The organism is Bradyrhizobium sp. (assembly GCF_049519115.1).
Classification (GTDB): Bacteria; Pseudomonadota; Alphaproteobacteria; order Rhizobiales; family Xanthobacteraceae; genus Bradyrhizobium.
Window position 1 is genome coordinate 98,130 of sequence record NZ_JBEKRB010000011.1, and the last position, 25,035, is coordinate 123,164.

16 protein-coding genes are annotated in these 25,035 nt (G+C 59.8%); 9 read left to right on the plus strand and 7 right to left on the minus strand.

Annotation, left to right across the window (positions count from 1 at the left end):
- Window positions 1–78 precede the first annotated feature (78 nt).
- Window positions 79–1,425, plus strand: a complete 1,347-nt coding sequence (locus tag ABSE61_RS11750; protein ID WP_423871270.1) for a polysaccharide deacetylase family protein — start codon at window positions 79–81, stop codon at window positions 1,423–1,425.
- On the opposite strand, the gene ABSE61_RS11755 is transcribed toward ABSE61_RS11750, so the two are convergent.
- A complete protein-coding gene (locus ABSE61_RS11755; RefSeq protein WP_423871271.1) occupies window positions 1,422–1,796 on the minus strand; it encodes a hypothetical protein in 375 nt (124 codons plus the stop codon). The two genes, ABSE61_RS11750 and ABSE61_RS11755, sit on opposite strands and share 4 nt — an antisense overlap.
- A 535-nt stretch (window positions 1,797–2,331) precedes the next feature.
- On the opposite strand from ABSE61_RS11755, the gene ABSE61_RS11760 reads away from it, so the two are divergent.
- From ABSE61_RS11760 to ABSE61_RS11780, 5 genes are all read left to right on the plus strand, one after another.
- Window positions 2,332–5,727: a molybdopterin-dependent oxidoreductase gene (locus tag ABSE61_RS11760; protein WP_423871272.1), complete on the plus strand. Its 3,396-nt coding sequence runs from the start codon at window positions 2,332–2,334 to the stop codon at window positions 5,725–5,727.
- A 58-nt stretch (window positions 5,728–5,785) separates the two neighbouring features.
- Entirely contained in the window at window positions 5,786–7,240 is a 1,455-nt protein-coding gene (locus ABSE61_RS11765; protein ID WP_423871273.1) for a short-chain fatty acid transporter, read from the plus strand.
- Window positions 7,241–8,492: 1,252 nt separating this feature from the next.
- A complete protein-coding gene (locus tag ABSE61_RS11770; protein ID WP_423871274.1) occupies window positions 8,493–9,608 on the plus strand; it encodes a molybdopterin-binding protein in 1,116 nt (371 codons plus the stop codon).
- Window positions 9,609–9,624: 16 nt separating this feature from the next.
- Entirely contained in the window at window positions 9,625–11,586 is a 1,962-nt protein-coding gene (locus tag ABSE61_RS11775; protein WP_423871275.1) for a molybdopterin biosynthesis protein, read from the plus strand.
- On the plus strand, window positions 11,583–12,392 hold the full coding sequence (locus ABSE61_RS11780; RefSeq protein ID WP_423871276.1) for an ABC transporter substrate-binding protein: 810 nt from the start codon (window positions 11,583–11,585) through the stop codon (window positions 12,390–12,392). The genes ABSE61_RS11775 and ABSE61_RS11780 overlap by 4 nt, the downstream gene beginning before the upstream one ends.
- Here the strand turns inward: ABSE61_RS11780 and ABSE61_RS11785 are convergent.
- Window positions 12,366–13,064 carry an ABC transporter permease gene (locus tag ABSE61_RS11785; RefSeq protein WP_423871277.1) on the minus strand — a complete coding sequence of 233 codons (699 nt, stop codon included), beginning with the start codon at window positions 13,062–13,064 and terminating at the stop codon, window positions 12,366–12,368. The two genes, ABSE61_RS11780 and ABSE61_RS11785, sit on opposite strands and share 27 nt — an antisense overlap.
- Before the next feature lie 42 nt (window positions 13,065–13,106).
- Window positions 13,107–15,401, minus strand: coding sequence for a TonB-dependent receptor (locus ABSE61_RS11790; protein WP_423871278.1), 2,295 nt, complete (start codon window positions 15,399–15,401; stop codon window positions 13,107–13,109).
- 197 nt (window positions 15,402–15,598) lie between these two features.
- Between ABSE61_RS11790 and ABSE61_RS11795 the strand changes: the two genes are divergently transcribed.
- Window positions 15,599–16,414 (plus strand): substrate-binding domain-containing protein, encoded by an 816-nt coding sequence (locus ABSE61_RS11795; RefSeq protein WP_423871279.1) that lies wholly within the window; start codon window positions 15,599–15,601, stop codon window positions 16,412–16,414.
- A 564-nt stretch (window positions 16,415–16,978) separates the two neighbouring features.
- Here ABSE61_RS11795 and fdhF read toward each other — a convergent pair.
- The 4 genes from fdhF to ABSE61_RS11815 form a co-directional block, all read right to left on the minus strand.
- Window positions 16,979–19,885, minus strand: coding sequence for a formate dehydrogenase subunit alpha (fdhF, locus tag ABSE61_RS11800; RefSeq protein WP_423871280.1), 2,907 nt, complete (start codon window positions 19,883–19,885; stop codon window positions 16,979–16,981).
- Between the two features lie 37 nt (window positions 19,886–19,922).
- Window positions 19,923–21,632, minus strand: coding sequence for an NADH-ubiquinone oxidoreductase-F iron-sulfur binding region domain-containing protein (locus tag ABSE61_RS11805; protein WP_423871281.1), 1,710 nt, complete (start codon window positions 21,630–21,632; stop codon window positions 19,923–19,925).
- A 173-nt stretch (window positions 21,633–21,805) separates the two neighbouring features.
- Complete coding sequence (locus ABSE61_RS11810; RefSeq protein WP_423871282.1) at window positions 21,806–22,069, minus strand: sulfurtransferase TusA family protein; 264 nt, start codon at window positions 22,067–22,069, stop codon at window positions 21,806–21,808.
- Window positions 22,070–22,080: 11 nt separating this feature from the next.
- Complete coding sequence (locus tag ABSE61_RS11815; protein WP_423871283.1) at window positions 22,081–23,334, minus strand: molybdopterin molybdotransferase MoeA; 1,254 nt, start codon at window positions 23,332–23,334, stop codon at window positions 22,081–22,083.
- A gap of 166 nt (window positions 23,335–23,500) precedes the next feature.
- On the opposite strand from ABSE61_RS11815, the gene fdhD reads away from it, so the two are divergent.
- Both fdhD and mobA read left to right on the plus strand, forming a co-directional pair.
- Entirely contained in the window at window positions 23,501–24,391 is an 891-nt protein-coding gene (gene fdhD, locus ABSE61_RS11820) for a formate dehydrogenase accessory sulfurtransferase FdhD (protein WP_423871307.1), read from the plus strand.
- Window positions 24,381–25,010, plus strand: a complete 630-nt coding sequence (gene mobA, locus ABSE61_RS11825; RefSeq protein ID WP_423871284.1) for a molybdenum cofactor guanylyltransferase MobA — start codon at window positions 24,381–24,383, stop codon at window positions 25,008–25,010. Before fdhD ends, mobA begins: the two co-directional genes overlap by 11 nt.
- Window positions 25,011–25,035: the final 25 nt, after the last annotated feature.

Consider the following 25,035-nt stretch of genomic DNA (forward strand, 5'->3'; position numbering starts at 1 on the left):
AGACCCGAAACATGTGGACGTTCGACAATTGAGGCCGCATTCGGATTGCAGCATGTCATGATGGGCCGGTCTTGAAGCATGGGTGACGAAAGCTTGTTCATGGGCGGAGCGTGGCGTGGCGTACGGTTATGGCGGCAGGCGGCCTTGGCTTGCGGTCTGCTTTCCAGTTTTGCGGTCCACATCGCCTCTGCCGCCGATTGTCCCGGCCATCCTAACGCGCTCGGAACTTCGCGCACGCTGGTGGTCGATCCCCGGGAGCATCCCCGCATCGGCACCATGCAATATCCGGAAACGCTGCCGCTCGCCGATCATGAAGTGGTGCTGACCTTCGACGACGGGCCGTTGCCGCGCAACAGCAACAAGGTGCTGGACATCCTCGCGGCCGAATGCGTGAAGGCGACCTTCTTCACCATCGGCGAACAGGCGCGAAATTCTCCGGAAGGCGTCCGCAAGCTGCTCGCGGCGGACCACACCATCGGCACGCACACCCAGACTCACCCCTTGAGCATGAACCGCATGCCGATCGAGCGCGCCAAGCAGGAGATCGACGACGGAATTGCCTCGACAAAGGCCGCCCTCGGAGACAACGCCGACGCACTGGCGCCGTTCTTCCGGATTCCCGGGCTGTTGCGCGCCGAGAATGTCGAGGACTATCTCGCCGAACAGGGTGTCCAGGTCTGGAGCGCTGATTTTCTTGCCGACGACTGGCGGCATATCTCTTCCGCCCGGGTCTACGATCTCGCGATCAGCCGGCTTGAGGCCAAGGGCAAAGGCATTTTTCTGCTCCACGATATCCAGGCGCGCACCGTCGCCGCCTTGCCGCGGATTCTCGAAACATTGAAAGCGCGCGGCTACCGCATCGTCCATGTCGTGCCGGCGACCGCCGAGCGGCCGGCAACGCCGACTGAACCGCAGGAGTGGCTGCTACACCCCTCGCCGGAGGCGATCGCACACTGGCCGCAGGTTCCGAATTTTGTCTTCGCCGATCTCGGCAACCTTCCTGTCCCGGCCCGCTCCGACTTCGAGGAGGCGGAAGAGACTTCCACCCTGCTCCAGACATCTTTTGCCCGTCCGTCCTGGCCGCAGCCGCCCGGGCTCGCGCCGGAAAATACGACCGTGACCCTGGCAGCACCGGCGCCGAGCCTTTTCGAACTCCAGGGCGGTCTTGATGTCGCCCGCCGTGGCGCCGCCCTGTCGCGTCGCGCAAGGATCGCCTCAGTTGCGCACGACGCAGACACCAGGCGGCCGTCGCCTCGAGAAGCGCGGCGTCTGGCAAACGGCCGGCAAGGACGTTTTGCACACGCAGGCGGCCGCCAAGCCCGTCGTGCCGCGGCGAACGCCTCAAGCCAAAACGGGCCGTCGGTGCCGGCGGCACACCGCGGGCCGGTCAAGCGAATGGTTCAGGTCAGGAAGCGACGCGTTTAGTTCGTCACGATCTTGGACACGCATAACAGCACGATCAGCGCGAGAAATAGCAGATCGATATACGCCTTCATCTCGCCGGCCTGGCGCAGACTGGACACTTCGTTGACCACGAGCTTGCGCTGGGACGCCGCCGAATGCCCCTCGCCGGCCGCGGCTGCCAGACGGCGCGTTTCGCCCTCCAGCCGCTCGATGCGCTGAAAGAAGTAGAACGAACGCAACGCCGAGGCGGCCCGCATCGCGCTGTAGATCAGCACCATGATCGCAACGATGGCGCGCTGGTTGTACTTATCCAGGAAGTTGAGGCTGTAATAGACCATGATCAGGAAGAGGAAGTTGGAAGCGAACCGGTAGACGTAGCTCAAGAACTTCATGTGTGTGATCCATCCGATACAAGCATGGCCATCTGGAACGGACAGCCCCAGGGAACGTCACGATTAGATCGCAAGCCACAGTCGGTCCGGCGCAAGCAGATACGCCAGCGTTGTGACAGCGCAGCAACGGATACGCCGGCATCGTATCCGGAATCGGTGTTGGCTTCGCGGAGTGTCAAGCAGCAGAGCTGCCGACTCGCCTTCCGAACCCGCCCGCGTGGGCCGGCCCGGCATTCCAATTTTTTTATTGGCGCGCTCGGAGGGCTGGAAAAAGGTGAACTTTTTCAATGCCTTCCAACTTACCGACAGAACGTGAGGAGCTTTACCGTGGCCGACGGTACTTTTCAATTCCAAACTCGATTCTCCAGCCTCGCACCAACCAGTATCTTCAACGTTCGTGCCGCGCGGGTCACGATGAATGAGCCACGACCAGCCGCGAGCCTGCGTATCAAAACGGCCCTTGACGCTTCTCAACGCAGTAAATGATGCGTAAGGTTTGACGTGACGCGCTACCTCTTTGATACTGGACCATTTTATGGTTGAGCGCATTCCCGGCTATTGCACACTTTGCCGATCCCGGTGTGGCTCCACCACGATCGTCGACAACGGAAGAATGATCGGCGTCGAGAATCTGCCGGAGCATCCGACCGGCGGTGCGCTTTGTGCCAAGGGCCGCGCCGCACCCGAGATGACGCATAGCCCGCGACGGCTGACCAAACCGCTGCGCCGGACCGCGCCACGTGACGCCGCAGATCCAGGGTGGCGTGAAATTTCCTGGGACGAAGCGATGGACGAGATCGTCCAAAAGCTTGGCGACATCAGAACAACGTCCGGCGCCGAAGCCGTGGCGTTCGCCGTCACCACGCCGAGCGGCACACCGATGATCGACAGCTTTGAGTGGGTCGAGCGCTTCGTCCGCTGCTTCGGCAGTCCCAACCTGATCTATGCGGTCGAGATCTGCGGCTGGCACAAGGATTATGCCCACGCTCTGACTTATGGACGCGGCATCGGTTTTCCCGATTACGAACAGGCCGACGCGATCGTCTTGTGGGGACACAATCCGGCTCGCACATGGCTTGCGCAGGCCACGCGCGTCGCCGATGCAAGACGACGCGGCGCGCACGTCGCGGTGGTCGATCCCAAGCCGAACGGCTCGGGACAGGAAGCAGACATTTGGCTCCGAATTCGCCCCGGCGCAGATGGCGCTCTGGCGATGGGCGCGATCCGTCATCTCATCACGAATCGCTCGTTCGACGCGGACTTCGTGACGCGATGGACCAATGGACCGCTGCTGGTCGATACGCAGACAGGCGGTTTCGTTCGCGCGAATGAAATCTGGGACAACCAACCGCCGGAAGCTTTCGTTGCATTGGATCATACCGGCAAGCCGCATGCCTTCGATCCCCGTTTCGCGGTCAACGATCCGACCGATTGCCAGCTCGACGGCAACGCGACTCTGGCTGCCCGCGATGGCCGGGTCGTAACGGCGGCGACGGCGTTTTCCCTGCTGACGGCCGCGGCCGCCCCATACACTCTTGCCCATGTCGCACGCGTCACCTGGCTAGATGACCAGAAGATCGGCGCCTTCTATAAGCTATTCGAAAACAAACCGCGCCTCGCTTATCACTCATGGACCGGCGTCGGGCAGCACACCAACGCGACCATGACGGAGCGCGCGATCGGAACACTTTACGCACTCACCGGCGCCTGCGACCGGCAGGGTGGCAATGTCTGGCCGGTGCCCCCGCCGACGCGGACCGTCAACGACTATGCGTTGCTGCCGAAGGAGCAGCAGGCGAAGGCGCTCGGCATCGACGCGTTGCCGCTCGGGCCACCCAGCCGGGGCTGGATCACGGCGCGGGATTTCAGCCGCGCCGTGCTGGAGGGCGAACCCTACCGCGTTCGGGCGCTGATGAGTTTTGGGACCAATCTGGTGGTGTCGCAGGGACACTCCTCGCGCAACCGCCGCGCGTTGCGCGAAATCGACTTCCACGTTCACGTCGACATGTTCATGAATCCGACCGCCGAAAATGCCGACATCGTGCTGCCCGCCAGCATGCCCTGGGAACGCGACGCGCTGAAGATCGGTTTCGAGATTACGCAGGCAGCGGTCGAGACGGTTCAGTTCCGACCACAAATGATTCCCCAGCTTGGCGAATGCAAGGCGGACTACGAGATTGCGGCCGAACTCGCCGTCAGGTTCGGACTATTAAACGAATTTTTCGGCGGCGATATCCGCGCTGGCTGGAATTACCAGCTCGCGCCGCTCGGCGTGACGGTCGACGATTTGCGCCAACATCCAACGGGTAGGCGTTTCCCGCAAGCGTTCAGGTACGAGAAATACGCTATGAGGCAGCCGGACGCGACAATCAGAGGATTCGTCACCCCCACCCGCCGCGTCGAAATCTATTCGGAATTGATGCTCGAGCACGGCTATGCCCCGCTGGCTGGGCATATCGAGCCAGCCGAGAGCCCGTTTGCCGAGCCTATTGATCGACGTTTCCCGTTGGTGCTGACGACGGCAAAGAGCGGCTGGTTCGTGCATAGTTCGCATCGTCACGTCGCGTCCCTTCGCAAGAAGACGCCGGAACCGGCTATCGAAATAAGCGAGACGCTCGCCGCACAACGTGGGCTGAAGGAAGGCGATTGGGCCGTTGTCGAGACGCCCACCGGCGAAGTCCGGCTGCGCGTGCGCCTCAACGAAGCGCTGGACGACCGCGTCGCCGTCGCCGAGTTCGGCTGGTGGGAAGATTGTCCGCCGTTGGGCCTCGATGCGACGGGCGCCACCGGTCTGCAGACATCAAACATGAATGATGCCTTGAGCGACGCGACACGCGACCCCGTCAGCGGCTCGGTACCGCTGCGCGCGACGAGCTGCGATATTCGCAAGGACGAGCCAACGAGCCGCGGCCACTGGACCGGACGGCGCGCATTTTCAGTCGCCAAAATCCACCGCGAAGCGGACGATGTCGTGGCGCTCGACGTCGTGCCACGTGACGGTGGCAACCTGCCCACCTTCCGCCCGGGCCAGCATATCATGCTGAGCCTGCCGGGACTTGATCTTACCCGCGCCTACTCGCTGACGAGCCGTGACGGCTGCAGCTCATTGTCGATCGCGATCAAGAAGAGCGTGGCTGATTTGACCGTTGAGGCCAATCATCTTTCCGATCATGTACATCGGCTCAAAACCGGCGATGAAGTGTGGATCGAACCGCCACGCGGCATCTTTACGCCACCACTGGGCGGAGCCCGGCCGCTGATCTTCTTGGCCGGCGGCATAGGCGTCACGCCCTTTATCGGTCATCTCGAGGCGTTGGCCAAACGCGAGCCGGCCGAGCGTGTGGCCAGGGTGCTACTGCTTCACGGCTGCCGCAATGGCAGCGAACATCCGTTTGCCGGCCGGCTGCGGCAGTTGGCAGACTGGTTGCCGCAGCTTGAGCTCGTGACCGCGTATTCGACGCCGCGGGCACAGGATCGCTGCCCGCAGAATTATGACTACGCAGGCAGGCTGGATCTGTCGCCTGTCGATGCACTACTCTCGCAACGTCCCCTCGCCTATCTGTGCGGGTCACCGACCTTCACAGCGGCGATGACAGCGCAGCTGGTCGAACGCGGGATGCCGCGTTTCGACATCTTTACCGAGGCCTTTGCGTCCCCGCCGGTTGTCCCACCTTCGTTGACATCACAGACCATCCATATCGCCGGCAGCGACAGGAGCTTTGTCTGGGCTCCAGAGCTCGGCACCATCCTTGATGCTGCCGAAGCGGCAGGTCTTGCGCTTCCGAGCGGGTGCCGGGTCGGCCAATGCGAAAGCTGCGCCATGCGCATCGTCCACGGCAGTATCGCGCGTCTTGGCACTGAGGAAGGAGAACCCGATCAGTGTTTGACCTGCCAGGCCGTTCCACTGTCCGAATTGACGCTCGCGCTTTGACGACGGCGAATTTGGAAAAAACGACAATTTAACTGACCAGCCGATAACGGGGGCTCCGATGACCGATACGACGGATAGAAATTCTTTCCCAGAAGACGCGCCGACCCGGAGCAACCTCCTCGCCAATTTCTCGCAGCATATGGTCGGTTTCGCCGAACGCTGGTTTCCGGATGCCTATGTTTTCGTGCTGATCGCGGTGGTCGTGATCGCGCTCGGCACCATCGCGCATGGCGGCTCGCCGCTAACGGTCAGCCAGGCTTTCGGCGACGGATTCTGGAATCTGATTCCGTTTACGATGCAGATGGCGCTGGTCGCGGTCGGCGGTTATGTGGTTGCGATGTCACCACCGATTGCGGCCGCCATGCGGCGACTCGCCGGCGTGCCCACCACGGCGCGCGGCGCCGTCGTCTTTGTCGGCGTGCTGAGCATCCTGCTGTCGCTTCTCAATTGGGGGCTCAGCCTGATTTTCTCTGGCCTGCTGGTGCGTGAAATCGCTCGGCGCAAAGACATCCGGCTCGACTACCGCGCGGCAGGCGCCGCCGGTTATCTCGGTCTCGGTTGTGGTTTCACGCTCGGGATCACATCGTCGGCGGCTCAGCTTCAGGCTAACGCCGCCAGCATCCCAGGCTCGCTATTGCCTATCACCGGTGTCATCGGCTTCTCCGAGACGATCCTCACATGGCAAAACGTGGTGACGACAGTGATCGTAACCGTGCTGTCCGCCGTGATCTGCTATCTGACCGCTCCTAATCCCATGCAGGTCAAGACGGCCGAGGACCTCGGCGTTTCGCTCGATGATGATGGGATTGAACAGAAGAAGCCGGCCCGGCCTGGCGACTTTCTCGAATTCAGTCCCATCCTGACGATTTTGATCGTCGTGCTGGCGCTGGGCTGGCTCTGGCAGACGTTTCAGTCCGGCAATCCGCTGATCACCTTATCGGGCCTTAACACCTATAACTTTGTCTTTCTCATACTCGGCATTCTACTGCACTGGCGCCCGCGCAGCCTGCTCGACGCCTTCTCCAAGGCGATGCCGAGCGTCTCAGGCGTGCTGCTGCAATTTCCTTTCTATGCCGGCATTGCGCAGATGCTGACCAAAGTGCCGAACAGCAAGGGGATTACGCTCTCCGACACCATCGCTCACTGGTTCGTGGACGCCTCCGCCAATTCGACCGTTTTTTCGTTTCTGGTCGGAATCTATTCCGCGGTGCTCGGATTCTTTATCCCGTCGGCAGGCGGCAAATGGGTGATCGAAGCGCCCTACATCATGAAGGCCGCCAACGAGGTCGGCGCGCACCTCGGCTGGACCGTGATGATCTACAACATCGCCGAGACACTTCCAAACTTCATCAATCCGTTCTGGATGCTGCCCTTACTCGGCATTCTCGGCTTGAAGTCAAAGGATCTGATCGGCTACACGTCGGTGCAGTTCTTCATCCATTTCCCGATCATTATGATCGTGGCCGCGATCCTGATGACGACCTTCACTTATCACGCGCCTGTACTGCCTTGATTTCCACGGGAAACAGAAAGCTGTTTCGGCGCTTCGTTTGCGCGTCTCGAAAGCCGCTTGCCGGCTAAGATAGCGCCTCTATCTCGCGTCACCTGATTTCACGCAAGAAATCTCAACTTAGGTATAGCGTCGTGAGGGCGCGTTAGCCCTCGCAATCCTATCGATCTTCGTCGTGATCGCCGCTCGGAGCTTCGCCGTCACCGATATTGCGGCGGACCGAGTCGACATCAAACTTGAGTTGAAGAAGTCGCTGTCTCCGTAAGCCAGCCGTAACGTCAATGCGAAAGGCGCCCGCCTGCGCGTTTCCGCGTTAGTTAGGCCAGGCTGAACCGTGAGGCGCATCGCGACCTCATGAAAGCCGTCAAAAACCTCGAGCAAATGATTGCAGCTCAAGCAGCGAAACTCGCCGCTCTCGCCCGGCTTCGACATCAGTTCGATGCGTCTATAGCCAGCGTGGCACTTCGGACAGATGACGTCGGACACTCGCATGGTCGAAAACTATCATTTCACCCTAACCGGGTCATCCACAAATTATTCACAGGCCTGTCAAACAAGTTGACTACTGTAAGGGATTGGGGATTCGTGAAGTTTGGGGCGCTGGCTTGGAGTTATCCACAATGGCGCCAACTCCCTGGACTATGAATGTCACGGAAACCGCCCTCTTCGTGATCGTGGTGCTGGGCTTAGCCGGTGCCGGGACGTGGGTGTCGGTTATCGGCTGACGCCGGTTACCCGTGCTTTGCCACCGCGCGCCGCGCGTGAATCCTGACGTCCGGGCGCGCCGGTGGCTTCACAGGCGCGATACCGGTCCCGTTGCACGCGGGCACGGACGCTCGATTGGCCGTTCAACGGGCTTCTTCATTTCTTGCCGTTCAGGTTGTCGCTGAACCTCCGCGAGCGCCTTTTAGGATTCACGAAGTATTGCAGGTGGTCGCGACATCACGATCGCATTTTTAGCAGGCTGCCACGCGCTGCTCCAAGGATTTCGGATTGTAATTTGGATACAGGTTTGTCCCGCGTCGGCTTGATGATTTCAGATGAACTGATCTGTGCTTGCCTTCTGAACGCACGTTGGAATCAAAATCCGGCTACTTCATCAATGATTTCGATGAATTTTTTGACGAAACAGTGGATTCTGTCCCTTAATTAATTCAATAGGTTATGGGCGCGTTCAGAATGGACACACCCAGCTTATCCGCGAGGTCCGGGGGCGTAGTTGCGAGGCTCGTTAATCCGTGATCCAGAAACGGCCATGAACGTAGCTCAACGCCTGCCGCCTTCGCTCACTGCGCTTGATGCGGCTCTTGCCGCGCTCCTCGACGGTCTTGCACCCGTGGCCGTTGCCGAACTGCCTCTGAGCCAAGCGGTCGGTTGCGTCACGGCCGAACCGGTACCAATCCGGACGTATCCGCAACAGGACATCGCCTTGGTCGACGGATGGGCGTTCCGCGCCAGTGATCTGGTTGGCGTGTCCGCCTATGCGCCGCTGCCGCTGACGACAGCGCCCCGTTGGGTCGAGGCTGGCGATCCGATACCGGATGGTTGCGATTGCGTGATCGATGCCGACGGCATCGACCAGTCGGCCCCGGTCCCTCAAGTCATGGCCGACGCCTCCCCGGGACGCGGTGTGCGCCGACGCGGCGGCGATCTCCCGGATGGCTTCGTCATTGTCCCCGGCATGCAGCTTCGCCCATTCGACATCGTATTTGCACACGCAGCCCGGCTCGAAAAGATGAAGGTGCGCCGGCCAAGGTTGCGCTTGATCAATGTTCCAGCAACCAATGGCGACATCGAAACAGCGCATCTCATCCAGAAAAGCGCACGGTACGCCGGCGCCGAAGTGACATTCGCTGACGCTGGATCGCGCGGCGCCGCCTCCATAGCCGCCGAACTTGAAATGACCGCCTTTGATCTTTTCGTCACAGTCGGCGGCTCTGGCGTCGGCCGGACTGACGCGACCGTCCTGGCAATCGGACAACGCGGAGAAGTTTTCGCTCATGGACTGGCGCTCAGACCTGCCGTCACATCGGCGGTTGGCAGGATCGGAAGCACCCCGGTGCTTGCGCTGCCGGGTTCGGCGGCCGGCGCCTTGGCCGGATGGTGGACGTTGGGGCTGCCTGTCCTTGATCGGCTCTCCGGACGGCAGCCTCGTGAAGCCACGATCCTACCGCTGGCTCGTAAGCTCGCTTCCAGCGTCGGAATCGCCGAAATCGCTCTGCTTGAGCGCAACAACGGCTGTTGGGTGCCCCTTGCACTGGCAGATCTTCCCCTCCAGGCCATCATGAAGGCCAGCGCTTGGCTGGTAGTTCCGGGAAGTAGCGAAGGATTTCCGGCGGGAACGCCGGTCGGTGCCTATATGCTAATCTAATGCCGCGGGTGCCGACATGACCAACACATCCTTACCGAAGGACCGGAACTCGATCGATCAAGATCAATTCCTGACAATATTGTCGCGTGAGGAAGCGCTTGAACGCTTCGAAGCGGTGTTGTTTCCGCGGGAAGTATCCACCGAACAAAGAAAGCTCGTCGAAGCGGTTGGTTGCGCGTTGGCGAGAGATATCCTCTCGCCAATCGACGTACCGCCGTTCGACCGTTCAAATGTCGATGGATTTGCTGTCCGCTCGACCGACCTTGCTTCAGCCGCAGAATTTGCGTCGGTGCATCTGATCTTGAACGAGGAAGTCATCGCCTGCGGCACCGCACCCACTCAACTGGTACTGCCCGACACAGCGACGCCGATTGCAACTGGCGGACCAATTCCGCGCGGCGCGGATGCTGTCGTGATGGTGGAGCATACCGAGCCCTCCGGCGAACACGCGATCGAAGTACGTCGCTCTGCTTTCCCCGGGCAATTTGTGTCCTTTGCCGGGTCCGATATCGCTCGCGGCGAAGCGCTTTTGCGAGCCGGCACCGTGATCGGTTCGCGGGAGATCGGCATGCTTGCCGCCTGCGGAATCGCCGAGGTCCCCACTCGACGGAGCGTCCGCGTCGCTGTGATTTCAACCGGTGATGAGTTGGTTCAACCTGGCGAGCCGTTGCCGCCGGCAGCGATCTACGACAGCAATGGCGCTATCGTCGTCGCCGCGATCAACGAAAATGGCGGAAACGCAGTGTTTTGGGGCGCCATCCCAGACGACGAAGAGAAGCTCGAAGCGGCGATGCACCGGGCGCTCGCCGAAAGCGACATGGTCGTGCTGTCAGGCGGGACTTCGAAGGGAGCGGGTGACGTCTCCCATCGCATTATCGCGCGCCTCGGCCAACCCGGGATTATTTGTCACGGCGTCGCGCTGAAGCCAGGCAAGCCACTCTGCCTGGCCGTGTGTAACGACAAGCCTGTGGTGATTTTACCGGGCTTTCCGACCTCCGCCATGTTCACCTTCCATGACATGATCGTGCCGGTGCTTCGGCGGCTGGCCGGTCTCCCACCTCGTTCGGATGCGACGGTCACAGCGAAAGTGCCGGTAAGGATCGCATCTGAACTCGGGCGCACCGAGTTCGTTATGGTCTCGCTGGTCGAAGGCGCGGACGGTCTGATTGCCTATCCGTCAGGCAAAGGATCGGGGGCCGTTACATCGTTCTCGCAGGCTGACGGCTTCCTTCGGATCGACGCGCTGGCCGACCAGATGCCGGCCGGCAGCGAAGCCAAGGTGACGTTGTTCACGCCGCATGTACGCGTGCCCGACCTGGTTATCGTGGGCAGTCACTGCACAGGGCTCGACCTGGTGACGGCGCCGTTAGCGCATACCGGTCTTACTGTGCGTTCGATTGCGGTTGGCAGTCTCGGCGGCTTGGCGGCTGCGAAACGCGGCGAATGCGATTTTGCGCCGATCCACCTGCTCGACGATAAGACCGAAACCTACAACGCGCCCTTTTTGAGTGAGGGGCTCGATCTGGTGCCAGGATGGCGTCGTATGCAAGGAATCGTGTTCAAGAAAGGCGATCAACGTTTTGAGGGTTTGAACGCCGAACAGGCCGTGCGCAGCGCGATCGCTGATCCCACTTGCATCATGGTCAATCGCAATCAAGGGGCTGGCACGCGCATCCTGATCGACCGCCTGCTTGGTGAGGCGCGTCCAGACGGGTACTGGAACCAACCTCGATCGCATAATGCAGTCGCGGCGGCGGTGACGCAGGGACGCGCCGATTGGGGAATGACCATCGCACCAGTTGCGTGCGCAACGGATCTTGGCTTTATTCCTTTCGCTGAAGAACACTATGATTTTGCGCTTGTCGCGGCGCGGAAAGAGCGGCCAGCGGTTCGAGCATTCCTGGACGCACTTGCGTCACACCATACTCGCGCGGCACTCGAGAGCGCCGGTTTCAGGCCAGCGTTTGACAGTCAATGAAAAAGGCTGGCGCAATCGCACTGCTTTTAATCTGTTGGACTGCCGCTTTTGCGCAGGATCGCGCCATTACGGTCGCGTCAACGACGTCCACGGAGCAATCGGGCCTGTTTGGCTATCTCTTGCCCGTCTTTTCAAAAGCTTCAGGCATTACCGTGAAGGTCGTCGCCGTTGGCACAGGTCAAGCGTTGGATATCGGACGCCGGGGTGATGCAGATGTCGTCCTTGTCCATGATCGCCCTGCAGAGGACAAGTTTATGGCGGAGGGACAAGGCGTGAGGCGTTTCGATGTCATGTACAACGACTTCGTCATCGTCGGTCCGAAGAACGATCCCGCGCACGTCGCCGGCGACAAGAACGTATTAGAGGCACTGCGCAAGATCGCGGCGGCGGAGGCGCCATTTATCTCGCGCGGCGATTATTCCGGAACGCACGAAGCCGAATTACGGCTCTGGAAGGATGCGGGAATCGACATCACGGCGGCCCGGGGAAACTGGTACCGCGAGATTGGCCAAGGCATGGGTTCGGCGCTGAACATGGCGGCGTCATCGAATGCCTATCTGCTATCCGATCGGGGGACTTGGTTGTCATTCAAGAACCGGGAAGATCTCGCGATCCTGACCGAGGGCGACAAACGACTATTCAACCAGTACGGCGTCATGCTTGTGAACCCGGCGGAGCATCCGAACGTGAGGGCTTATGATGGGCAAGCCTTCGTCGACTGGCTCATCTCACCGAAAGGGCAAGAAACCATCGCAGGCTACAAGGTGGGCGACGAGCAGCTATTTTTCCCCGACGCGTCCCACTAACAGGAATGCTGCAGTCGAGACCGCTACGCTCAGCGCCAGCAAGATCAGTCCGAGCCCGAGTGCCAATGGAAGATCGCCCTTGCTTGTTTCCAGTGCGATCGCCGTGGTCATCGTCCGCGTGAAACTGCGAATATTGCCGCCCACGATGATAATGGCGCCGACTTCGGCGATGGCCCGACCGAATGCGGCAAGGAAGGCCGTTAGGAGCGAAGCCCGGCCGAGAGCGAGTAGCAAGGCCATACTGCGTACGGTGGACAGGCCGTCCGTGCGAGCAAGATCGCCATACTCGGCCCACAGCAAGGTGGACGGCCGATGTACCAGCGCGACCACGATCGGGGTGGCGAGCACCGTCTGCGCGATGACCATGGCCGTCGGCGTGAACAACAGCCCGGCGGACCCGAGAGGGCCCGACCGCGAAAGCAGTAGATAGAGTGCGAGCCCCACCACGACAGGGGGAAGACCGAGGAGCGCATTGATCAATACGATGATTGCCTCCCGCCCCCGAAAGCGGATTATCGCGAGCCACCCCCCGATCGGCGCGCCGACCACAAGTGCGACCGTGCTTGCCGTCAAGCTGACCCATAGCGACAGCGCGACGATTCCGAAAAGTTCGGGATCAGCTTTGCCGATCAGCGAGAGGGCGACCCCGACAGATCGAGCGAAGTCGTTCATTTGGTCAGTGCCTCCGCGCGGCCGGCTGTCGGCAAGCCTCGCTCACAACGTCATCTGTAGACTAAGCATAAACGTCCGCGGCGTTCCGAGGTACGCGGTGTTTGCGCCTGGACTTCCCACGATGTTGCCGTCGGCAATCGACGAATAATAGAAAACATTGCCGATATTCAGCACTTGGAACCGAGCCGTTATGATGTGCTTGTCGACGGTCGTCGAATAGCGAACACCCGCGTCGAATGTCGCGTAAGACGGAGCAAATGAATTGTTGAGATTGGTGGCTGCTCGTTCGCCTTCCGCATGAACACCGCCGGTCAGCGCGAACCCGTGCCAAACTACCGGATGATAGTCGATCGCGACGTCGGTTTTAAAGAGTGGAACACCGACAACCAGTCGGCCGTTCGTCGTAGCCAGCCCGGTATTCTCCAATCTTGCGTCTATGTAACTCAGGCCACCAAAGATCGACAGATCCTGGTAAATCGCGCCCTGAAGAAACAATTCGGCGCCATTGTTTCGTTGCATGCCAACGACCTCGAATATGTTCGTGACCGGATCGGTCGACGCAAACGGGCGTGTCATGTGAAATAGAGAGAAGGTAGCGAGAAGCGCGGGCGAGACTGCGTATTTAACGCCGACCTCATACTCCTGATCGTAATATGGCGCGAGAAACTGGTTGACGTTGGCTGTGCCGGCCGGCGCCTGATCGCTTTGCTCGACGCTGCTGGCCAAGGTCGCAAAGGTCGCAATCTTCTCAAAGGGCTTGTAGATCAAGCTCACGGTGGGACTGACGACGCCATTTGCCGTTTGTTGGCTGCTGATTGCGCCGGTCGCCAACCAACTCTCGGAATGCAGGAACGATGTACTGACCACGCTTTGCAAAGCCCACTGGTCGTTGAAGTGGAAGGTGTCACCGGTAACGATCGTCTGGTTCTGCAGAATGGCCGACTTGAATTGCCCGCCATTGTTTGGAACAGGTGGCAACGAGAACAGTGTGGGATCGGCGAGGTTTGAGGTGCCGGGGAGATTCTGCGCGATGGAGTTCACATAGGAATACTGGCCGTTGAAAAACCCGTTGGTCCCAAACGTCACTTCGTTTCGGAAGCCGAACAGATCGAATTTTCCATTCAACGATGCCGTGTTGCTGGCGATCGTGAAATGCGGGACGGCAGTAAAGTTCTTGATGACCGTGAAGTCACCATTGTTGTCCGTCATACTGTTGGTGATACCAAACAGATTGCGCACGGCATCCTGATAGAGGCCACCAATCTCGAAATTCCAGTCGTTATTAAACTCATGTTTGAGTTTGACGACGCCCGTATTGGTGATGAGATCCGTGCCGGCGCCCGGCTGTCCCAAGCCGAGCTTGGTCGGATCGACGGCAGCAGGAAGCAGGATGTTCGTCTTGCTGAAATAAGTGATGCTGCCAGGCAGCCCGGTGGCGTTGGTTTCATAGTGACTGAAATTGGTTTCGATGACGGTTCGATTGGCGAGATAGAAATCGATGGCGCCGCTCGCCAGCGTTCGGTTGGACGCGCTCTCCGGCGCCCAGCTTTCGCCTTCGCCGTGAACGACGTTGAACCGGTAGCCCACTTTTCCGTCAGGCGTGCGCCCGCCTACGTCGATATTCTCTGTGAAGACCGAATTTGAATCGAACCCCTGTGTATAGCTTGCGTAAGGACTATCTGACGGCCGTTTCAAAACGTAGTTGAAGACGCCAGCCGGCGTGGCGGGTCCGTAGAGCGATCCAGCCATCCCGTTCAGCACCTGGATGCCGGAGAGATTTTCGGTGGGGATCGCGGTGGTTCCGATGACGCTCAATCCATCGAGTCTGGTGTTCTGCACCACGGTTCCCTGGAAACCGCGGGATTGAGGACGGGACACCTCATAACCCTGCTGATTACGGATCTCGACGTCAGGAAGATACCGCAGCGCATCGTTGACTGTCTTGGGCTGGAGGTTCTCGAGCATGTCGTTCGATATGACCGTCATCGAGTACGGCGCGTCGAGGAGGCTGCGGTTTCCGAGGGGCCCGAAGTTTGCGATGCCCGTGTTGTAATTGGGATTTGTCGCCGCGTTGTGGACGCCTCCCGCGCCAGGCAGTCCTGGAGCGGCGGCAGCCGGCGATGGCGAGGCCAACCGACGCGCGACCCGCTTCTTTTTCTTCAACGGCTCGGCGGGCTTGGCGGCGGCCGTTTGGCCCTGCTGATCGGCCCGAGATTTTGGAGGTTCGACCGTCACCGGAGGGAGAGGCCCCTGCGGCGCCTGCTGAGCGAACGCAACGTCAGCAAACTCGGTATTCAAACTCGCCAGCAAAATGCCGGCCACCGCGACATACTTCATCCCCTGCCCCCAAGTACTTTACCGACTATGGATCAAGAAATTATCGCTGTATAAACTGAAACATAACGGTCTGTTCTGGCAATGACATCTATGCCACAGGAGCCATCTCTTTTTGGTCTTTCCCAGCAAAGCTTTGATCGATATTTTCTATCGGGCAATCCGGTTTTGTTATAGATCTCATCCGTCCGGAGGTTTGCATGCCCCGCAAGTTGATTGGTCTTCTCGCGACCGTTCTGGCCCTCTTTACACCAGCAAGGGCGGATACGTTGAAGGTAATGGGGGCTGGCAGCCTCCGCGCTGCAATGACGGATCTTTTGCAGCATTTTCCGAAGCAATCCGACGAGGTGGACACGCCGGAGTTCGGCGCCTCGGGTCTGATGCGCCAGAAGATCGAAGGCGGCGCGCATGTCGATGTATTTGCGTCTGCTGATTTAGAACAGCCCCATAAACTGGCCGCGGGACACCCCGAACGCCTGGTCATCCTCTTCGCGCGGAACACCCTTTGCGCGCTGGCTCGTCCGGAGTTGGGCCTCAACGGAGCCAACTTCCTCGATCGCTTACTGGATCCTGCCGTCAGGATTGCGACCTCGACGCCAGGGTCCGACCCACTGGGGACCTACAGCTGGGAGGTCTTCGCACGCGCTGATTCCGTCAAACCCGGAGCACGCGCGACGTTGGAGGCAAAGGCAAAGAAGCTTGTCGGGGGTGGAGAGAAGACGCCGCTATTGGTAGCCGGCAAAGGAGCCGTTGAAGGCATATTCCTATCCGATCAGGCCGACGTCATGCTCATTTATTGTAGCGCCGTTGCCGCCGTTCAGGAGGAAGTTCCGACCCTCACATCTGTCAAGTTGCCATCAGCGCTTGCTGTTCAGCCTGCGGACGGGTTGGTGATCCTCGAAAGCAAACCGGTTGCGCTGCGCTTCGCTGCATTCGTGATGTCGGAAGACGGGCAAGCCATCTTGCAAAGGCACGGCCTGGAGCCGATAGCGTCGGCCGATTCCAACAGAAGGTGAGCCCCTGCCCAGGCACATCAGGCCAGCTGTAGTTTCCGACGTAGAGCCGCAACTCGTCCCGCTCGCACACCTGCGAAGTTCCGTGGCAACCGCGCAAGGCCGCGCGCTGGTTGAAGAGCTCGCAGAACGGTATCCACGCAATAGCGGTGCCCGCGTCAGGCACTACATGCGCATCAAAACCAAGGCTGCTTATGAGACCGCAACGGCCGCTTTTCTCGCCGAACTGCTGTCAGCCAACTTGTCCGATCGTCGAAACCAATGGCTTAGTTGTTCTTTGGACAAAAACCGCTTCTCAGGACAACCTGTCTCGTCCAGAATGTTCGACAATGTCCGGAAAACCTGTGACCAAGGAACGCCTCGTGCAGGTAAGGCGGCACATACCCGGAAGGCACAGTTCTGACGAGCTATTTCCTTCTGAACGGCTGACACGCTATCGTGCGACGCTAAAGCTGCTGACAATCTGTGCCGAACACGGCATTACTCCGGATAAAGTGACAGAGTACTTCCAGATCGCTTGAGCATCCTTGCTGATCGGATCGGCAACGAAATCAGCTTATAGCCAGCTCATTCGGCAGCGGTCCGCATCTCGATTTTCTCCGCGCGCACCGCGCAGAACTTGAACTCCGGGATCTTCCCGAACGGATCGAGGGCCGGATTGGTCAGCAGGTTCGCTGCGGCTTCCGCATAACAGAATGGCATGAACACCATATTTTCGGGCACATCGCGGTCGGCGCGCACCTTGACCTCGACCGCGCCACGGCGGGTCTCAAGCCGCATAAAATCACCGGGCGCGAGCTTTTTCTTCCGCATATCCTTCGGCGACATGAACGCGACCGCCTCGGGCTCGATCTGGTCAAGCACAAGCGCACGCCGCGTCATCGAACCGGTGTGCCAATGTTCGAGCACGCGGCCGGTGGAGAGCACCATCGGATATTCGTCGTCGGGTATTTCATCCGGCGGGATGACTTTCGCCGGCACAATCTTGCCGCGGCCGCTTTCGGTCGGGAAACCGGTGGTGAAGATGATCTCGTTGCCCGGTTGATCCGGTCCATCCACGGGATACGTGACCGCGCCCTCACGCACGAGCCGGTCCCACGTAATGTTCTTGAGCGACGGCATCAGTTGCGCCATCTCGGTGAAGACCTCGCCCGGCCCTTCGTAGTTCCAAGGCAAGCCCATTCGTTTGCCAATCTCCTGGATAATCCAGAGATCCTGTCGAGCATCGCCCGGGGGCTTGATCACTTGGCGCGCCAATTGAACACGGCGGTCGGTGTTGGTGAAGGAGCCAGACTTTTCCGCAAACGCCGACGCCGGCAGGATGACATCAGCGTGGAACGCGGTCTCGGTGACAAACAGATCTTGCACCACAAGATGGTCTAACATAGCCAGCGCATGGCGCGCATGCTGCAAGTCGGGGTCCGACATCGCAGGGTTTTCGCCCTCGACATACATGCCGTGAATCGTTCCGGCATGGATCGCATTCATGATCTCGACGACGGTTAGTCCGCGCACCGGATCAAGCTCCTGGCCCCAAAGCTTCTCGAAGGCTCCTCTCAGATCGTTACGACCGACAGGCTGGTAATCCGGCAGGAACATCGGGATTAGTCCAGCGTCGGAGGCACCCTGCACGTTGTTCTGGCCGCGGAGTGGATGCAGACCGGTGCCCGGGCGGCCGATCTGACCGGTGATCAACGCCAACGCGATCAGGCAGCGCGCATTGTCGGTGCCGTGAATATGTTGGCTGATCCCCATTCCCCAAAAGATGATCGAAGATTTCGCGCGAGCGTACATCCGCGCCACCTCCCGAAGAGTCTGAGCTGGGATACCGCAAATCGGGGACATTCTCTCCGGCGTGAACTCGACGATCTTGGCCTTCAGCTCGTCATATCCCTCGGTGTAACCGGCAATGTATTGCTGGTCGGTCAACCCCTCGGTGATAATCGTATTGATCATCGCGTTCAGCATCGCGACATCGCTGCCGGGCTTGAACTGAAGATGTTTGGTGGCGTGGCGAGACAGCGTCTGACGCCGCGGATCCATCACGATCAGCTTGGCGCCGCGCTTGGTTGCGTTCTTGATGAAGGTCGCGGCAACGGGATGGTTGATTGTGGGATTGGCGCCGATCACCCATATGACTTCTGCGTCCGCAGCGGCTGCGAACGGTGCCGACACCGCTCCCGAGCTTATGCCTTCGAATAGTGCCGCAACCGATGAAGCATGGCAAAGCCGCGTACAATGGTCGACGTTGTTGGAGCCAAATCCGGTCCGGACGAGTTTCTGGAATAGATAGGCTTCTTCGTTCGATCCCTTAGCCGAGCCGAAGCCTGCGAGCGCCTTGGAGCCCTTTTCGTCTCGGATTTTGACGAGGCCTTTGGCTGCGATGTCGAGCGCCTCCTCCCAGGAAGCCTCGCGGAAGTGAGTAAACGGATTGGCCGGATCGACCTGATCGTTGGCGTCCTTTTTGACTCCAGGCAGCCGCACCAACGGCTTGGTTAGACGGTTGGGGTGATGGATGTAGTCGAAACCAAAGCGGCCTTTGACGCAGAGTCTATTGTGATTGGCCGGACCGTCGCGGCCTTCGGCGTAGATGACCTTCTCGTCCTTGACTTCATAGGTGACCTGGCAGCCAACGCCGCAATAAGGGCAAAGCGAATCGACCTTGCGGTCTGGATAGGTGACGCGGGTCTGGTTCTCATCGAGCATCACGGCGGGCATCAGTGCGCCAGTCGGGCAAGCCTGGACGCATTCGCCGCAGGCCACGCAGGTCGACTCTCCCATAGGATCATCGAAATCGAAGACGATCTTGGTGCCGTGGCTGCGATAGGCCATGCCGATGACGTCGTTGACCTGCACCTCGCGGCAAGCACGCACGCAGAGGCCACATTGGATGCAGGCGTCGAGATTGACGCGCATGGCCGGATGGCTGGCGTCGCCCTGCCAGCGCTCGGCGGCCGGGAAGCGGCTTTCGGTAACTTCGATCTTTTCGGCCCAGTGCCAGAACTTTGAATCGGGGTCGTGCGAGGTCTCGCGCGCCGGCTGGTCAGCAACCAACAGCTCCATCACCATTTTCTGCGCGGCGATGGCCCGGTCACTTGCGGATTTTACTTTCATGCCAACAGATGGCGTCCGCTTGCACGACGCTGCCAGCACCCGTTCGCCCTCGATCTCTACCATGCAAGCGCGGCAATTGCCGTCGGGCCGGTAGTCCGGCGCGGGCGAATAACACAGATGCGGAATATCGCGGCCCTGGCGTTTCGCCACCTGCCAGATGGTTTCGCCAGCGCTCGCTTCAACCTGCTGGCCGTCGAGCTCGAACTTGATCACCTGCGGTCCGCTGCCCTTGCCGCCGACCGTCCCGATCGGTTCGCTATGAGAGACCGTTATCCGCCCATCCGGCACGTTCTTGCCCCCTGCCGAACCTTTGGCGTCGTGGCCGTAGCCTTGCGGTGGGGAGTTCTGCTCGTTGCTCATTCAGCCCTCGTCGGAAACGGACGCCCCCAGGACACGCCTATTCGGCGGCTTGCTGGGGACGAAACTCGTCGGGGAAATACTTGATGACCGATGTCAGCGGATTGGAGGCCGCCTGCCCCAGTCCGCAGATTGAAGCATCACGCATCGCCTGACTCAATTGGCCAAGCAGCTCCTGGTTCCAGACCGGCTGCTGCATCAGGATCGCCGCTTTCTGGGTTCCGACACGGCACGGCGTGCACTGGCCGCAGCTTTCATCTTCGAAGAACTTCATCAGGTTCAGAGCGGCATCCCGGACGCTGTCGGCTTGGGACAGAACGACAACCGCGGCCGAACCGATAAAGCACCCGTATTTCTCCAGCGTGCCGAAATCGAGCGGAATGTCGTCCATTGCCGCCGGCAAGATCCCGCCTGACGCCCCTCCCGGCAAATAGGCGAAGAAATCGTGTCCATCCGCCATGCCGCCGCAGAATTCGTCAATCAGTTCGCGAACGGTGACGCCTGCGGGCGCGAGTTTCATGCCGGGATTTTTGACCCGACCGGAGACCGAATAGCTTCGCAGCCCGTGACGCTCATTGCGGCCGTGGCCCTTCCACCAATCAGCCCCCTTCTCGACGATGTCGCGCACCCACCACAGCGTCTCAACGTTGTTAATCAGGGTCGGCAAACCGAACAGGCCGACCTGGAACGGAAACGGAGGCTTGTGCCGGGGTAAGCCGCGCTTGCCTTCCAGACTTTCCAGAAGCGAGGATTCTTCGCCGCAGATGTAGGCACCAGCGCCGCGGCGCATATGAATATTCGGTCCGCTCGGCGGCAGCTTTGCGATCTCGCGCTCGAGGATTTGCCGCGAGGCCGGATACTCGTCGCGAAGATAGACATAGACGTCGGTCGCTTCGACCACGTGCGCACCGATCAGCATGCCTTCGAGAAAGCGATGCGGATCGGTTTCGAGATAGTAGCGGTCCTTGAACGTGCCAGGCTCGCCTTCGTCGCCATTGACGGCCATCAGCCGCGGACCTGGCTCCCCCAGCACCGAGCGCCATTTGCGTCCCGTCGGAAAGCCAGCACCGCCGAGACCGCGCAAACTCGCGTCGTCGAGCGATTTTAGCAAGTCTTCTTTTGGAAGAGCGCCGGAGCGGAGACGCCCCAACAGTTGGTAGCCACCACCGGCCGCGTAAGCGTCGAAGTCGACATAATCAGGCAGATGGGCGTGGGTGTCGCCGGCTTTCGCGGCGGCAAGGACGTTCGCAACGGTCGCATGATCCACGAAATTATGTCCGACCTCGGCAGCGGGCGCTGTATCGCAGCGACCAACGCAGGGCGCGCGCACCACGCGAACGCCAGGGCCGGCCGTATTCTGCAATTCATGAAGCAACTTTTCGCCGCCCAGCATGGCGCACGTGAGGGAATCGCAGACGCGAATGGTCAGCGGCGCGACCTCCGCCTCACCTTCCTTCACAATGTCAAAATGCGCATAGAAAGTCGCGGTCTCAAACACTTCGGCAAAAGCAAGCTTCATTTCATCAGCGAGTGCCGCAAGGTGCGCCGCGGAAATCTGATGATAGGTGTCCTGGATCAGGTGCAGATACTCGATCAGCAGGTCACGCTTCCTAGGCCGATCCCCTAATAGAAGTTCGATCTCATGCGCCGCGGTCAGATCGACCTGACGACCCTTGGGTGTCGATTTAGCCCGTTTCCTCCCTTCCCCGGGGTGCTCAAAGGCACGGACTTTGTGAACGTCCTCACTCATGGAAAAGTCGCGCGCTCCTTTAAGGCGAAAGCACTCGAAACCGATTCGGCAAGTCCTTGAACACGATCAGCTTTTGATCCCGGATTTCAAGGTCGCCGCAGCTAAACTCTAGCCCTTGGTATACCAGATGCAAGTCAATTCCAAATAAGTCTAAGGCAGCCGGCGCCGAAACCTTACGAACCCTTCGAAGGTCCCTCGTCCGCGGGGGTGCTCTCTGCCTTTTCGATCAGGAACACAATTCTCTTTTCGTCGCGTTCAGTGATTTCGACCTTATCGCCGGTCTCGCGGACCAAGTTCGGAATATCGATGACTGACAACGGATCGCTGCAGTGCACTTCAAGGAAATCGCCTGGCAAGATCGACTTCAACGCCTTGCGCGTCTTCAGCGCCGGCAACGGGCATCTGAGACCGGTGAGATTGAGCTTGGTCGTTATCATGCGTTAGGGCTTTAAAACATGTTGGCGTAACTGAGGAACCCGACGCTGTCGCCAGGCCCCACCTTGACGATGGATTCGCCGAGTTCCACCAGTCCATCGGTTTCGACCAAGGACGACAACAAGCCAGCTCCTTCGCGCGGAAATTTGGTCGCCTCCAACATAGCGTCCGCCGCCTTACGAAGCGTGACGCGGACATATTCGCGGCGGCCAAGTTTCTTCTTGTACCTGAAAGTCGCCCGTACCGGCATCGGTATTAACGGCGCAGACGCGGCTCCCGAAAGGGCCAGCACTGTGGGCCGCACCACGTGGACGAAGGTAACAAAACTAGCGACCGGGTTACCTGGCAGTCCGATAAACGGCGTACCATCGATGATTCCCATAGCCACCGGGCGGCCGGGCTTGATCGCCATCCGCCACAGAACGAGCGATCCTGCGCTTTCGACGGCCGCCTTGACGTGATCCTCCTCGCCAGTCGAGACACCACCGGTGGTGAGAATGAGGTCGTGTTGTCTTGCGGCCTGCTTCAGCGCGTTCGCCAGTGACGCCCGCTCATCGCGCAAGATGCCGAGATCGCTAACCTCACAGCCCAGCCTTCGGAGCATCGCCATCAACATGAAACGATTGGAGTCGAAGAGCTGAGCGGCTGCCCGCTCTGTCCCGGGCGAGGCCAGTTCATCGCCGGTCGAGAAAACCGCAATGCGAAGGCGTCGTACCACATCTAGCTGCGTTAGCCCAAAAGCGGCGGCAAGTGCGACATCCTGCGGGCGCAATCGTTGTCCGGATGTCAGGGCGAGATGGCCGAGCGGTATGTCCTCGCCGGCCGGGCGAACGTTTGCGCCCACCCTCAAGCCGGGCGGAAGCACCACCTGCCCTGTGGTATCAATTCGCACATCTTCCTGCATAAAAACGGTATCGGTGCCGTCGGGCATTGGTGCCCCGGTAAAGATCCGCACGGCGTGTGCGGGCCGCCCGGCTTTTGCTGGCGTACCCGCCTGCACGCGTCCACCTATCGGGAAAGCCCGTTCGCCGTCAGGCGGCAAGTCTCCGCCGTTCACGGCATAACCATCGACCGCAGAATTGGTGAAAGGCGGCAACGGCAAAGGCGCGGCAATGTCACGCGCCAGTATCCGGCCGTCGGCCTCTCCCAATGAAACAGCCTCTGTCTCGCCAACCGCTTTGACACGTGACGCGATGATCTCCACCGCCTCATCGACGGAGAGCATCGGCCCGCCAAAGGCAAAAGAGTCCTCAGAGAGCTGCGCCATGTCGGGTTTCAACCTTCGACTATCGTCGTGATATTGTGGATTAGAAATCGCGCCACCGCGGTATATCGTCGAAATTGGCGGGCCGCATCCGAAAGGAACATGACTAGCCAATGTCGAATGCGCTTTATATCTAGGTACGAGTGAGTTTCATACTAAGCACGGCGCACTGATGAAAATCGGGAAAACCCCCGTCCCCTTGATTGTCCCAGACCCAGAAGACCCGCGGTTAACCGAGCGGGTTATCGGCGTTGACCAAACCGGCATTAAAACTGAGATCAAAGTTCCGGTCGAGCGACCGTTAACGCTGTACCTCAACGCACAAGAGATCGTCACCATGATGACGATCAACGACTACCCCGAATATCTTGCGCTCGGCTACCTGCTGAACCAGAACATGCTCAAATACGACGACGTTGTCACCGAAGTCGAATATGACGACGACTTGCAGGTCGTCGTGGTGCGCACGGAGCATCACACTAATTTCGAAGCGAAGCTGAAAAAGCGAACGCAAACTTCAGGCTGTGCGCAAGGCACGGCGTTCGGCGACTTGCTTGAAGCGTTCGAAAAAGTTGCGCTTCCTAAAGCCAAGCTCCATACATCCTGGCTTTATCAGATGACCTACACGATCAACTCGATGCCATCGCTTTATCTCGAAGCAGGTGCGATCCACGGCTGCGTGCTTTGCAAGGAAGGTACGCCCGTCTGCTACACGGAAGACGTTGGTCGCCATAATGCTGTCGATAAGATTGCAGGCTGGATTTATCACCACAACGTCGATCCCACCGACAAGATCCTTTACACTACGGGACGACTTACCTCGGAGATGGTCATCAAGACGGTACGGATGGGCATTCCGATCCTCGTCTCTCGCTCGGGTTTCACCGCTTGGGGCGTCGATCTAGCGCGGCAGGTCGGGTTGACGCTAATTGGGCGAGCGCGCGGCAAACGCTTTACCGCACTATCAGGTCTAGAGCGCATCATATTCGACCAGAACCTTGAGTACGTTGAAGAAGAATCTGCACGGCATAGACGTAGGGGCGAAGGTCGTGACGATTGATGTGCCTCGGACGCCTGGCGTGTTGCTCGCTGGCGGTCTGGCACGGCGGATGGGCGGCGGCGACAAACCGATGCGCAAGATTGCCGGGCGCACTATCCTGGACCGCGTGATCGCGCGGCTAACGCCGCAATGCGACGGACTCGTTCTCAACGCCAACGGCGATCCTGCTAGGTTTGCTCAATTTGGCATCCCCGTGATCGCAGACAGCGTCGTGGGCTTTCCAGGTCCCCTCGCCGGTATACTTGCCGGGCTCGATTGGACCGCCGCAAACCGTCCCGGCGTAAATTGGATGCTGAGCGCAGCGGGGGACTGCCCGTTCTTGCCCCACGATCTGGTGGCTCGGCTCGATAGCGAACGAAGGCAGCAAAAAGCCGAGCTCGCGGTTGCGGCATCCGACGGCCAGACGCACCCGGTCATTGGTCTTTGGAGCGTCCGGCTTCGCGAGGAACTTCGCCAGGCGTTGGTCGTCGAAGGACTGCGGAAGATCGACCGGTGGACCTCCCGCTACCCGATTGCCACAATCGCTTGGCCGACCATTCCGTTCGATCCCTTCTTCAATGCGAACACCATTGAAGACATCGCCGAGGCCGAGCGGCTGGTGGCGCTGGACGAGAGCTAATCCGGCGGTGATTTACGGCGCGCCC